12 protein-coding genes are annotated in these 12,992 nt (G+C 69.3%); 1 reads left to right on the top strand and 11 read right to left on the bottom strand.

Annotation, left to right across the window (positions count from 1 at the left end; genetic code table 11):
• Positions 1-244 precede the first annotated feature (244 nt).
• Positions 245-1,834 carry an FMN-binding glutamate synthase family protein gene (locus PKH97_RS07315; protein WP_324386749.1) on the top strand — a complete coding sequence of 530 codons (1,590 nt, stop codon included), beginning with the start codon at positions 245-247 and terminating at the stop codon, positions 1,832-1,834.
• Here the strand turns inward: PKH97_RS07315 and aroB are convergent.
• From aroB to PKH97_RS07260, 11 genes are all read right to left on the bottom strand, one after another.
• Positions 1,807-2,883, bottom strand: coding sequence for a 3-dehydroquinate synthase (gene aroB / locus PKH97_RS07310; RefSeq protein WP_324386748.1), 1,077 nt, complete (start codon positions 2,881-2,883; stop codon positions 1,807-1,809). The genes PKH97_RS07315 and aroB overlap by 28 nt on opposite strands.
• The gene (locus tag PKH97_RS07305; RefSeq protein WP_324386747.1) at positions 2,883-3,404 is read right to left on the bottom strand and encodes a shikimate kinase; all 522 of its coding nucleotides are present in this window, start codon (positions 3,402-3,404) and stop codon (positions 2,883-2,885) included. Before PKH97_RS07305 ends, aroB begins: the two co-directional genes overlap by 1 nt.
• Complete coding sequence (gene aroC, locus PKH97_RS07300) at positions 3,401-4,627, bottom strand: chorismate synthase (protein ID WP_324386746.1); 1,227 nt, start codon at positions 4,625-4,627, stop codon at positions 3,401-3,403. Before aroC ends, PKH97_RS07305 begins: the two co-directional genes overlap by 4 nt.
• A gap of 905 nt (positions 4,628-5,532) precedes the next feature.
• A complete protein-coding gene (locus PKH97_RS07295) occupies positions 5,533-6,576 on the bottom strand; it encodes a shikimate dehydrogenase (protein WP_324386745.1) in 1,044 nt (347 codons plus the stop codon).
• Positions 6,577-6,591: 15 nt separating this feature from the next.
• Entirely contained in the window at positions 6,592-7,728 is a 1,137-nt protein-coding gene (gene mltG, locus PKH97_RS07290) for an endolytic transglycosylase MltG (protein WP_324386744.1), read from the bottom strand.
• A gap of 2 nt (positions 7,729-7,730) precedes the next feature.
• Positions 7,731-8,219, bottom strand: a complete 489-nt coding sequence (gene ruvX / locus PKH97_RS07285; RefSeq protein WP_324386743.1) for a Holliday junction resolvase RuvX — start codon at positions 8,217-8,219, stop codon at positions 7,731-7,733.
• Positions 8,220-8,239: 20 nt separating this feature from the next.
• On the bottom strand, positions 8,240-10,936 hold the full coding sequence (gene alaS / locus PKH97_RS07280) for an alanine--tRNA ligase (protein WP_324386742.1): 2,697 nt from the start codon (positions 10,934-10,936) through the stop codon (positions 8,240-8,242).
• Positions 10,937-11,033: 97 nt separating this feature from the next.
• Positions 11,034-11,384, bottom strand: coding sequence for a hypothetical protein (locus tag PKH97_RS07275; RefSeq protein WP_324386741.1), 351 nt, complete (start codon positions 11,382-11,384; stop codon positions 11,034-11,036).
• Between the two features lie 2 nt (positions 11,385-11,386).
• On the bottom strand, positions 11,387-11,782 hold the full coding sequence (locus PKH97_RS07270) for a DUF948 domain-containing protein (RefSeq protein WP_324386740.1): 396 nt from the start codon (positions 11,780-11,782) through the stop codon (positions 11,387-11,389).
• A gap of 15 nt (positions 11,783-11,797) precedes the next feature.
• A complete protein-coding gene (locus PKH97_RS07265) occupies positions 11,798-12,220 on the bottom strand; it encodes a VOC family protein (RefSeq protein ID WP_324386739.1) in 423 nt (140 codons plus the stop codon).
• A 15-nt stretch (positions 12,221-12,235) separates the two neighbouring features.
• Positions 12,236-12,992, bottom strand: a 757-nt coding sequence (locus PKH97_RS07260; protein ID WP_324386738.1) for a L,D-transpeptidase family protein, incomplete at its 5' end; no start/stop codon positions are given.

The following is a 12,992-nucleotide window of genomic DNA, read 5'->3' as shown; positions in this document are numbered from 1 at the left end:
AAGGCGCCCGCCACGAAGGCCGCGCCCGCGAAGGCGGCGGCCACGAAGGCGCCCCAGAAGCGCGCCGCGTCGAAGGCCACTGCGAAGCGCGCGACAACCAAGCGGACCCCGGCCAAGCGCACCACCAAGAAGGCCACCCCGGACACCCCCTGACGCTCCCTCCGGTCGAGGCACAAATTCAGTCGGTCGAAGCACAGCTGCTGCGCCGCGCCCGAAAGCATCCGAAAACGGGCATCATGTCGCCATGAAGCCCAAGGTTGTGCTGTCCGCAGTTGCCGCCGGCATCGCCGGAGTCGCCGCCCATGACCTGACCCAGAAGCGCCACAGCTTGATGCGCAACTTCCCGGTCATCGCGCACGCCCGGTTCGCGCTGGAGGAGATCGGTCCGGAGCTGCGCCAGTACATCGTGACCGGCAATGACGAGGAGCGGCCCTTCAGCCGCGACCAGCGCTCGTGGATCTATGCCAGCTCCAAGATGGAGAACAACTACACCGGCTTCGGCACCGACAACGACGTCGAGAACGCCGAATACGTGATCTTCAAGCACCACACCTTCGCCCCCGTGGCCGCCCCCACCGGCACGCACGCCGCGGATGACGTATGGCTGCCCTGCGGCAAGATCCTCGGCGGCCCCCGCGGGCGCCGTGACGCCTTCCGCCCGGACTCGGTCGTCAACATCTCGGCCATGAGCTTCGGCTCACTGTCCGGCAATGCGATCGCCGCGCTCAATGGCGGCGCCAAGCTCGCGGGCTGCCTGCACAACACCGGGGAAGGCGGCCTGTCCGCCCATCATCGCCAAGGCGGCGACCTGACCCTCCAGATCGGCACCGCCTACTTCGGCTGCCGCGACGACGAGGGGCGTTTCGACCTCGACACGCTCATGCGCGTCGTCGAGTCCGCTCCCGTCAAGGCCATCGAGATCAAGCTGAGCCAGGGCGCCAAGCCCGGCCTCGGCGGCATGCTGCCCGCCGCCAAGATCACCCCCGAGATCGCCGAGATTCGCGGCATACCGTTGGGCAAGGATTGCGCCAGCCCGTCGCGGCACGCGGAGTTCAACGATGTCGACAGCATGCTCGACTTTGTCGAACGGATAGCCCAGGCCACCGGCAAACCGGTCGGCATCAAGTCCGCCATCGGCGAGATGGGCTTCTGGGAGAGCCTCGCCGGCCAGATGCAAAGTCGTTCTCGCGGAGTCGATTTCATCACTGTCGACGGCGGCGAGGGCGGCACGGGCGCGGCGCCGCTGGTGTTCACCGACGCCGTCGCCCTCCCCTTCCGCGTCGGCTTCGCCCGCGTCTACTCACTCTTTGCCGAGGCCGGCCTCAGCGATGACGTCGTCTTCATCGGCTCGGGCAAACTCGGCCTGCCCGACAACGCACTCGTCGCGTTCGCGCTGGGGGCGGACATGGTCAATGTCGCCCGCGAGGCGATGATGTCGATCGGCTGCATCCAGGCGCAGAAGTGCCACACCGACCACTGCCCTACCGGCGTGGCCACTCAGAGCACATGGCTCGCGCGCGGCCTCGACCCGACCCTGAAGGCCGAGCGCGCCGCAAACTACATCCGCACCCTTCGCCGCGACCTGCTCAAGGTGTCCGAGGCGTGTGGCGTGTGGCATCCGAGCCTGCTCGACGCCGACGACGTGGAGATCATGGACGGCAACCGGCGGGGTACCCCGCTGCGCGTGGTCTATGGCTACCAACCGACGTGGGGGGCACCCGGCCCGCGCATCCGCGACGAGATCACCGCGCTGATGTCGCAGACGGCGCCCGCCGGCGGCTCCGCGCCGTCCACCGACGAGGCAGTTCAGGCCGTGGTGCCAAGCGAGTCGTAGGCCGACTGCAGGAGTTCCGGGGCCGGACCCACCAGTCGCGTCGGCTGCGCCAGGTCCTCCAGCACCACGAACCGCAATGTCGAACCCCGCGTCTTCTTATCGCGTCCCATGGCGACCAGCAGCGCGTCGAGGGGCGCGCCGGCATACGTCGTGGGCAGGCCGACAAGGCTGAGGATGTCGCGATGCCGCGCAAGCAAAGCGGAATCGATCAACCCGGAGCGATGGGCGAGTTCGGCCGCGAAAACCATCCCGATCGCGACGGCATCCCCGTGGCGCATGGTGTAACCGGCGTGCTGTTCGATCGCATGCCCCAGCGTGTGCCCGTAGTTGAGGATCTCCCGAAGCCCCGCCTCCCGCAGGTCTTGCGACACCACGCGGGCCTTCATGGCAACGGCCCGTCCGATCAATTCGACGGTATGTCGGCCCACCCCCCTTGCCGAGGCCGGGTCCTCCTCGACCAGCTCAAGGATGCGGGGATCGGCGATGAAGCCCGCCTTGATCACCTCGGCCATCCCGGCGACAAAGTCGCGCTCCGGCAGCGTCGCGAGCACGTCGATATCGCAGACGACACCGAGCGGTTCGTAGAAGGCGCCGACGAGATTCTTGCCCTCGGCCGTGTTGATGCCTGTCTTGCCACCCACTGCCGCGTCGACCATGGCGAGCACGGTCGTCGGCACGTTGACGAAGGGCACGCCTCGCAGCCAGGACGCCGCCACGAACCCGGCGAGATCGGTGACCGTGCCGCCCCCGACGCCGACGACGGCGTCCGTGCGAGTGAACGACTCGCGCCCGAGCAGAGACCACAAATCTCCGGCCACAGCAAGGGTTTTCGCCGCCTCGGCATCGGGCACCAGCCCTTCGACCACACGGACCCCCCGGGCGTCGAGCGCCTCCCGCACGCGAGCGACGACCTCCGGCAGGGCGCCGCTGTGCACGAGAAGAGCACGCGTCGCCGTTGCCGGCACCAGGTCAGCGGCCGCCTCCAGGATGCCGCGACCGATCACCACGTCGTATGCCGTGCCCACCCGCACCCGCGCGAGCTCGGCCATCAGGCCTGCCCCTCGTCCGCGCGCAGCAACGCCACGATCTCGGCAGCGATCTCCTCGGGCGTGCGCCCCGCGGTGTCCACGCGATGGCGGGCGAGTCGCTCATAGGTCGGGCGGCGCTCCTTCATCAGCGCCACCCAGCTGGCGCGCGGGTTGACGGCGAGCAGCGGCCGAGACTGATCGAAGCCCACCCGTTTGGCCGCGTCCGCGATGCCCACGTCGAGCATCACGACGCGATGACCGGCGAGCGCGTCGGCAGTGGCCGGGTCCATCGGCGCGCCGCCACCGAGCGCGAGCACACCGGACTCCTGGGCCAACGCACGGGCCACCTCGGCCCGCTCCAGCGCTCGGAACGCCGGCTCCCCGTCGTCGATGAAGACATCGGCGATCGTCTTGCCCGCGACCACCTCGACCGCGGCGTCGGTGTCATGAAGCGCCACATTGAGCCGTGCTGCCAGGGTTCGGCCGACCGTGGTCTTGCCCGATCCCGGCGGCCCGATGAGCACGGCGACCGGGCGCGTCACCACGAGCGCATTCCCGCCGGGATCGCGGCCAGATAGCTCTCGAAGTTCCGTCGCGTCTCCGCAACGGAATCCCCGCCGAATTTCTCCAGGCAGGCCTCGGCCAGCACCAGCGCCACCATGGCCTCGGCGACCACGCCAGCCGCCGGCACCGCGCACACATCCGAGCGCTGGTGAATGGCCTTGGCCTCGGCGTCGGGATCCGCAATGTCGACGGTGTCGAGCGAGCGCGGCACCGTCGAGATCGGCTTCATGGCCGCGCGCACCCGAAGGATGCCGCCGCTGGACATGCCGCCCTCGGTCCCACCGGCCCGGCCGGTGCGTCGCCGGATCACGCCATCCGCGTCGCGCTGCATCTCATCGTGCGCTTGCGACCCGCGCCGGCGCGCCGTGGCGAATCCGTCGCCGACCTCGACACCCTTGATTGCCTGAATCCCCATCAGGGCACCGGCAAGCCGCGCGTCCAGGCGCCGGTCCCAGTGGACGTGCGACCCGAGGCCGGGCGGCACGTCGTACGCGATCACCTCGACGACCCCGCCGAGCGTGTCGCCGTCCTTCTTCGCCGCTTCCACTTCGGCGACCATCGCTGCCGACCCCGCTGCGTCGAGGGTGCGCACCGGGTCGGCATCGAGGGCGTCCACATCGCCGGGCTCGGGCACGGCGGCACCGTCGGCGAGCGCCGCCGTGCCGATCGCGACGGTGTGCGACACCAGCCCGATCCCGTATGCCTGCGCCAACAGCCGCGCCGCCACCTCACCGAGCGCAACCCGCGCCGCCGTCTCGCGCGCGGAGGCTCGCTCCAGGATCGGCCGGGCATCCTCGAAGCCGTACTTCTGCATCCCTACGAGGTCCGCATGCCCGGGCCGGGGCCGGGTCAGCGGCCGGTTGCGCCCGATCTCCTGCGGGGCGTTGACGTCACCGGACGCGGCATACGCCTCGTCGCTGACCGGGTCCGCCGACATCACGGTCTGCCACTTCGGCCACTCGCTATTGCCGATCATGATCGCCACCGGAGAGCCGATGGTATGGCCGTGCCGGACCCCGCCGAGGAAGGTCACCACGTCTTGTTCAAAGGCCATCCGCGCACCGCGCCCGAACCCGAGCCGCCGGCGCGCCAGCGCCCTCTGCACATCCGCGGTCGTCACTTCGATCCCCGCCGGGAAGCCCTCGATCGTCGCCACGAGCGCCTGCCCGTGCGACTCGCCCGCGGTCAGCCAACGCACCATGCCCGGCATCCTCGCACGCACCCCCGACAGCGCCCGTCCCCTTCCATTGCGCGGACGACGGGCCCTAGAGGCTCGAACTTCACTTACCGCCAAGAGTCCTCGACGGGAGGCGGCTGACCTGCATAACATGGCGGCCGGAAAGGCCTTTGGATCCGAATTTGTCTTCCCCACACGGGGACCTGCCACGCAGACCAAACAACGTTATGCCATAGTTTGGCCGTGACTACGCGAATGGGGATCGGGATGCGCTGGTTGAGTTCAAACGATGGAGTCGCGTGCGCGACCTGGCTCGCAACGCTACTCGAATAGTCGGACTGACTAGTGGCTTTATGTTCTTCTTGTTTCCTTGGAGGTCAGCTCAGGCAACGGCAGAGCGTCGCTGGGCGGACGGCGTCTACCCTCTCTTCGTCAGGCAAGGAAGTTCGGGTGCTTACCAACTTCAGATCGAGAATTCAACTCCTTCACCAATATTTCACCCCGTGTCCGAGCTCTCACGATCACTGAAGACGGCCAGTCGGCTGACCTGTCCTTCGGTGCGGAACAAATCCGAGCGGGCGGGAAGGCGTCCCTTGAGGTGAGCCCCAGTGGGGCAACACTTCTCTCCTCAGGATCGTTCGAACGCGGTGTCACAGTATTTGTTGAGTTTCAGGATTATGACGGCATATGGTGGCATCGCGCGATCGAACTGCACAAATCATGGATGGAGCCGATCGATCCACTGTTAAAGGACCGCGCTCCGGCCTCGTACTGGCATTGATCTCAGATTTGGCTTTACTGGGCCACACTGCCCTATTGCAACGCTGCGTCTGGGACAAGCATTGCAGTGTGCTCATCCATGCTCCTGCTCCTATACGTCCACCGTTTGGATTCGCGCCGCTACGGCCCAAGTGCGAACCTCAGGCCCCTCAGGACGACCGTCGAGCAAGTTCGGCCCAGCCCGCAGCCAGCAGCACCTGCGCGTCCGGACGCTGCCCGGTCATCAACTCGACTTGCTCGACCGCCTGGTGCACCAGCATGTTCAGCCCACTGACCACCTGCGCCCCCGAGGCCTGCGCCGCCCGCGCCAGCGGCGTCGGCCAGTCCGCATAGACCACATCCAGTAGAACGACCCCGTGAAGACCACGCCCGCTCCCGCGTAGCACCTCGGCAGCGCCCAAGGCCCCCGCCCCGGGCAGCGTCGAGACAACCAGCGTTGCATCCACCTCTGGCCACGCGGCCATTTCCCTAACCGTTAGCTCGACGTCCAGGCCCGCCGCCAGCTCCCCCAGCGACGCCCACGCCTTCTCCGGACTCCGCGCGCAGACGGCCACCCGGTGGCACCCCAGCTCCCGCAGCGCGATCAGCGCCGATCGCGCCGTCGCGCCCGCCCCGAGGATCAGCCCGCTCGGAGACTCCGCGGGTCTGAGGAGCTCGTCACCCTTGGGATCGAAAGGTGAGCAGTCAGGAGAGTGGCGGGGCGAGGCGGAAGCAGAGGGGCAGTCGCGGCGCGAGCGTCGCTCTGCGACCGAGGGTCGTGTCTCCTGCCCCGGCGCTTCCGCCTCGTCCCGCCGACGCGCGCCCGAAACCCGTTTCTCCTGCCCCGGCGCTTCCGCTTCGTCCCGCCGGCGCGCAGCCAAACCGAGCGTCGCGACGATTCCCGCGATGTCGGTGTTGTCGGCGTCCCAGCCGCCGTCGTCGCGCCGCAACAGCGTGTTGATCGCCGCGGCCAAGCGCGCCCGGTCCGAGACGGATGACGCGACGGTGAACGCGACCTCTTTGAGCGGCATGGTCAGCGACAACCCGCGCACGTCCGCGCCCAGTCCGGCCACGAACGCCGGGAAGGCCGCCTCGTCGAGCTGGCACGCGGCATACGTCCAATCGGTCAGGCCGAGCGAGGCGTATGCCGCCCGGTGCAGCACCGGTGACAGCGAATGCCCGATGGGCGAGCCCAGGACGAGGGCTTGCGGCATGGCGTCAGGGCTCCGTCAGCACTTGGCCTTCGGATTGGCCGTGCACCACGCCTTGAACTCGTTCTGGTCGATCAGGAACTGCGCGAAGGTCGTCGAGAACTTCGTCTCGCCGGTATCGGGGTTGACGGTGACGAAATAGAGCCAGTCGCCCGTCGCCGGGTGGACGGCCGCGTCGATCGAGTCCTTGCCGGGGTTCGAGATCGGGCCGGGCGGCAGACCCTTGTGTGCGCGCGTGTTGTAGGGGTTCGATGCGTCATCGATCTCCGCCTGCGTCGGTGCCACGGCGCGCCGCTTGGCGCCATAGGAGACCGTCGCGTCGGACTGCAGGAAGCCGGCCGTCTCCCCAGTCGGCTCGTCAAGCCGGTTCCAGAAGACGCGCGAGACCTTGGGCCGGTCAGCGGACGAGCCGGCCTCGGCCTCGATGATCGACGCCATGATCAGCGTCTCCTCCCACTTGTCCTTGGCGATGCCCTCCGCCGTCATCACCTTCACCGCCTGCTTGACCATGGTCGTCAACTGGTCGGCTGCGGTGGACTTCTTGTCGAACTCGTAGGTCGAGGGGAAGAGCCAGCCTTCGACATTGCCCTTGGCCTCGGCGGGCAGACCGAGCGCCTTGGTGTTCTTGGCTGCGGCCTGGTAGTCCTTGACGGGAATGCCGCTCGCCTTGGAGAGAATCGGATAGATCTCGCTCGCCCACAGGCCCTCACGGACCGTCACGCGCTTGACGCTTCGGTGGGTCGGGTCGGAGAGATAGGCCAGGGCGTCCTTGGCCGTCATCTCCTTCTGCATCGTGTAGCTGCCCGGCTGGATCGCCTTGGCCTGGTCCGGGGTGGCGCTCGACGCGCTGATGAACGCGCTCGTCGACTTGATGATCCCCGCCTTGACCAGCCCGGCGGCGATCTCCGAGCCGGACGCGCCCTCATCGACGACGAAGGTGACCGAGCCCGACCCGGGCCCCGGGTAATCGTCGGTGGCGACGAATTTCTCGATCGCCGGCCCGATGAAGTGGTAGGCCGCGAAGCCGCCGCCCACGAGGACGGTCAGGCTCACGACGAGCGCGGCGAAGCTCTGCATGGCGCGCCGATTGGGCTCCCCCGTGCCGCCGCCGGGCTGCCCCGTCCCGAAGATCTCCTCTTCGAGTTGCTGCCTCATCATCACCCTTTCCGTCGCGGCCTGCGCCGTGTCGTCGCCGCCGGGTGACCCGGTGGAAACCCGGTCGCCCGCTCCGCATCGATGGCGCTCTGGAGGATCAGCACGGCGGCCGCCTGGTCGACGACCCGTCGCTGACCCCGGCCGGAGACGCCGCTCTCCCGGAGTCCGCGGTGGGCGTCCACCGTCGTCAGCCGCTCGTCGACGAGCCGCACCGGGACAGGGGCGCACACGCGCGCAATCGATTGAGCATAACCGCGCGCACCGGCAGCCGCGGGACCTTCGCCGCCGTCGAGGGAACGCGGCAGCCCGACGACGACTTCGATGACGGCGAGTTCGCGGGCCAGACGCCCGATTTCGGCGAGATCGGCGGTGTCGTCGCCCGACTCGTTCTGGTTGCGGGGCAGGGTCGTCACCGGATAAGCGAGTATGCCGTCCCGGTCGCACGCGGCCACGCCCACCCGGACGCTCCCGACGTCGATGCCGAGCCGCACTCCCGGGCGGATGGCGGCGCTCAGGACGCCGCCGCCGCGACCGCAGCCTCGACCGCGGTCAGCGCCGCACCGGTCTGGGATGCATCCTGGCCGCCACCCTGGGCGATGTCGTCCTTGCCGCCTCCGCCGCCGCCGAGCACCTGAGCCCCGACCCGAACGAGCGCGCCCGCCTTGAGCCCGCGCGCCCGCGCCGCGTCATTGGTTGCGACGACGATCGCCGGCTTCCCACCCGCGTCCGCCGCGATCGCGACGACGACCGGCCGCTCGTTCCCGAGTTTGGCGCGGGTGTCGAGAACCATCGTTCGGGCCTCATCGCCGGTCGCGCCCGCCGCGTGATGACCGACGAAGGTCACGCCGCCGACGTCGCGGGCCGAGTCCGTGAGCGAGCCCGCGGCGGCGCGCAGCGCGTCGCCGCGCAGCCGCTCGATCTCCCGCTCCGACTCGCGGATCCGGGCGAGCAGCCCGGAGATCCGCTCGGGGAGCTCCTCCGGGCGCGCCTTGACCATCTCGGTCAGCTGGCCGACGATCGCGTGCTCCCGCGCGAGGAAGGCGTGCGCATCGTTGCCGACGAGCGCCTCGACGCGGCGCACCCCCGAGCCGATCGACGCCTCTCCGAGCAGGGTGACGGTCCCGAGCTGGGTCGTCCGCTCCGCATGCGTGCCGCCGCACAGCTCCCGGGTCCAGTCACCGACCGAGATGACGCGGACGGCATCGCCATACTTCTCCCCGAAGAGCGCCATCGCGCCCACGTCGCGTGCCTGCGCCTGCGTCATGACCTCCGCGTGGACCGCGAGATCCTCGAGGAGCATGGCGTTGACCCGCGCCTCGACGTCGCGCAGGACCGACACCGGGACCGCCGCACTCGCGTTGAAGTCGAACCGGAACCGCCCCGGCGCGTTCTCCGACCCCGCCTGGGTCGCGGTCTCTCCCAACGCCTCCCGGATCGCCTTGTGGACCATGTGGGTCGCCGTGTGGGCGCGCGAGATCGCCCGGCGACGACCGGTGTCGACGCGCGCCTCGGCGAGCGCCCCGAGCGCGACCTCTCCGTCGACCACGCTCGCCCGGTGGACGATGAGGCCGGTGATCGGCTTCTGGACGTCAAGCACGTCGATGACCGCGCCGTTGTCGAGGACGATCCGGCCCGCGTCCGCGAGCTGGCCACCGCCCTCGGCATAGAAGGGCGTGCGGTCGAGGACGAGTTCGATCTCGTCCCCCGGGTGCGCCGTGCTGACCGGCGTGCCCGCAGCGAGGATGCCGCGCACGCGCCCCTCGCCACTGACCTCGGTGTATCCGGTGAACTCCACCGCATGCCCGAGCGCGTCCGCGACCTGCCGGTATGCCGTGATCTCGCCGTGGCCGGACTTCTTCGCCTTCGCGTCGGCCTTGGCCCGCTGCCGCTGCTCCTGCATCAGACGTGTGAAGCCGTCGCGGTCGACCTCCAGCCCCTGCTCCTGCGCCATCTCGAGGGTCAGGTCGATCGGGAAACCATAGGTGTCGTGGAGCGCGAACGCATCGTCACCCGACAGCGTGGTCGCGCCCGCCGCCTTGGTGCGCGCGACGGCGACGTCGAGGATGGTCGTGCCGGAGGCCAACGTGCGCCGGAACGCCTCCTCCTCGGCATACGCGATCTGGCTGATCCGGCCGAAACCGGTCTCCAACTCGGGATAGGACAGCGTCATCTTCGCCAGCGAGACCGGCAGCAGCTCGGGGAGGCAGGGATCGGCATACCCGAGCAGGCGCATCGAACGCACCGCGCGGCGCAGCATACGCCGCAGGACATAGCCGCGGCCCTCATTGCCGGGAGTCACGCCGTCACCGATGAGCATGAGCGAGGTGCGAACGTGATCCGCGACGACGCGCATCCGCACGTCGTCGGGGTGCGACTGGGCCGCCGCATGTCCGGAATGCGCGCCATAGACCTTGCCGGTCATCTCAGCCGCCTTGACGATGACGGGCTTGACCTCGTCGATCTCATAGAGGCTGTCGACGCCCTGCAGCAGGGTGGCGATGCGCTCGAGCCCCATGCCGGTGTCGATATTCTTCTTGGGCAGCGGCGCCGCGATGTCGAAGTCCACCTTGCTGCGGACCGCGGAGAGCGACTCCTGCATGAAGACGAGATTCCAGAACTCCATGAAGCGGTCCTCGTCGACCGCCGGGCCGCCCTCGGGACCGTAGTCGGGCCCGCGGTCGTAGTAGATCTCGCTGCAGGGGCCGCCCGGGCCGGGCACACCCATGTGCCAATAGTTGTCGGCCAGCCCCCGGCGGACGATCCGCTCCATGGGGATGCCGGTCAGCTCGCGCCACAGGCCGATCGCCTCGTCGTCGTTGTCGAGCACGGTGACCCACAGGCGCTCGGGGTCCAGACCCAGACGGCCGTCCGCGACGGTGCCGGTGACGAACTCCCAGGCGAGCTCGATCGCCCCGGCCTTGAAATAGTCGCCGAAGGAGAAGTTGCCGTTCATCTGGAAGAAGGTGCCGTGACGGGAGGTCTTGCCGACCTCCTCGATGTCCTGGGTGCGCACGCACTTCTGCACGCTCGTCGCGCGCGGCGCCGGCGGTGTCTCCTGGCCGAGGAAGTAGGGCTTGAAGGGCACCATGCCGGCATTGACGAAGAGCAGATTGGGGTCATCGTGGATCAGCGGGGCCGACGGGACGACGACATGGCCCTTGCTCTGGAAGAAGGACAGCCAGCGGCGCCGGATCTCAGCGGTTTCCATGACGTTGAACACTCATCTCGACAGGTCGGGGGACGGTCCAGTCTAGGCGCCGACGGGTCGGCGATTCCCCCGGTTTCCGGGGAGGGGCGGCGCCGGATCAGATCCCCGAGCCCTCGTCGACCCGCCTCGGGTCGGGTCCGGCCGGATCGCGCAAGAGCGAGCGAGCCTGGTCCGGGGTCAGCGGCGCCTCCGTTGCCGTATGCCGCGGGCTCGCCACGGGTGCGCGGCCGTCCCCCTTGCCCCGGGGTGCGGGGGCACCGACGTCGAGACCGAGCGCGTCGCGCAGGTCGCGCTCCCGCTCGGTCATCCCGGCGCGGACCGTCCGCGCGAAGGTGGCGAGGCCGGCGACCGGATCGTCACGGTCATAGGCACGGCCGACGCGGACCGCGGCATACGCACAGCCGGCGAGGGCCGCGGCGCCGGCGGCGAACAGGAGGCGACGGCGCATCGTCACTCCTTGCGCGCGTGCTTGCCGAGGGCGCTGCCGTCCTTGACCCCACCGAGGGCATGCCGCACGCCATAGGAGAACGCGGCGACCTTGACCAGCGGCTGGCCGAGCGTCGCCGCGAACAGGCTGGTCAAGGCGGTCGCATTGGTCGTCATGGCCCCGACGTTGCTGGTGATCCCGTCGACCCGCGCGAGCTGGTCGTTGGTCAGCGCCACCGTGTCGGTGAGCTTGACCAGGGTGGGCTGGACGTTCTCGGTGGTTGTGCGCAGCGACACCTGCGTCTCGTCGAGGATCTTGCCGGCCTTGCCTATCAGCGAGCCGATCCGGAAGACGAGATAGGAGATGGCCAGGGCGATGACGAGCAGCGCGATGTCGCCCAGCGACACATCCGAGAACATGGGCCGACCCTATCCTCAGTCCGCCGCGACGAACACGCAGAACGGGTGCCCGGCGGGGTCGGCGAAGACGACGAGCGGCTCCTCGGGGTCGTCGGTCCGGTCGAGCAACTCCCGTCCCCCCGCTTGGAGGATGTGGACCCGGGCCGCGGCGAGGGAGTCGAGATCGGGCACCGTCGTGTCGAGGTGCAACTGCTGGGGCACAGCCTGATCGGGCCAGGTCGCGCGGGGCTGCATCGGCACGGCCTGGAACGCCAGCCCGACCCCGTCACCACGCAGGACCAGCCAGTCGGCGCCGAGCGGGTCCGGCTCACCGGCCGCCGGCGGTTCGTCCCCCGGGCGATAGGCGAGGCCGGAGAACACCGCCCGATAGAACTCGGCGAGCACCCGCGGCGACTCGCAGTCGAGGACGACCTGGCGCACGCGGGGCGGGATCGGCATACGGACCGGCCTGTGTCAGAACGGTGATCCGGTGACGAACACCGGAGTCCGGACGCCGACGCCGACATACTTGTACATCCAGTCGGCGTCCTTGACCTGCACGCGGATGCAGCCATGGCTCGCCGGATAGGGCGGGACGCTCGTCGAGCCGTGGAGGAAGATGTCGCCGTTGACCTGGCGGGGGTTATACATATTCCCAAAGCTCGAGATCGACGCGAACCAGCCTTCGGTGTGGTGCGAGCAGCCCTCGGGATACAGCGTGCTGCAGTACCACCCCTTCATGGTCGAGCCGAGACCGAAGGAGCCGTTGGGCGTCCGGTGGCCGCTCATGCCCGTCGAGGAGGCGAAGACGCGTCGATAGTGATTGCCCTCGACATAGAAGACGACCTGGCAGGTCTGGTGCGCGACGAGATAGGTGCTCTTGCCGAGGTAGTTCTTCGCCGGGATGTCCCGCAGGGTCGGATACTTCAGCGCATAGGCCTTGAGCGCCTCGAGCGTCTTCTGGTCCAGCGCATTCCGCGTGGTCCCGATGCCGGCGATCCGCCGGAAGGCGCACAGCCCCCGCGCTGTCTCGGGGCCGAAGTGGCCGTCGACGGTGCCGACGGGGATGCCGAAGCCGGTGAGGATCGTCTGGGCCCGCTTGACCTTGGGATCGGGCTTGGGGTCGGTGCGCAGGTCGAAGCCCGCGGGCGGCGGCGGGTTCTCGGGCCCGACCAGCCCCGGGAGTTCGTATGCCGGGTCGGGCCGTTGCGCGTGCGCCGGCGCCGGCCTC

Origin of the sequence: Nostocoides sp. (assembly GCF_035343835.1) — a bacterium.
In the GTDB taxonomy this organism is placed as follows: Bacteria; Actinomycetota; Actinomycetes; order Actinomycetales; family Dermatophilaceae; genus Nostocoides_A; species Nostocoides_A vanveenii.
Note: the sequence above shows the minus strand (reverse complement) of the source record. Positions and strands in the feature narration are given on the sequence as shown.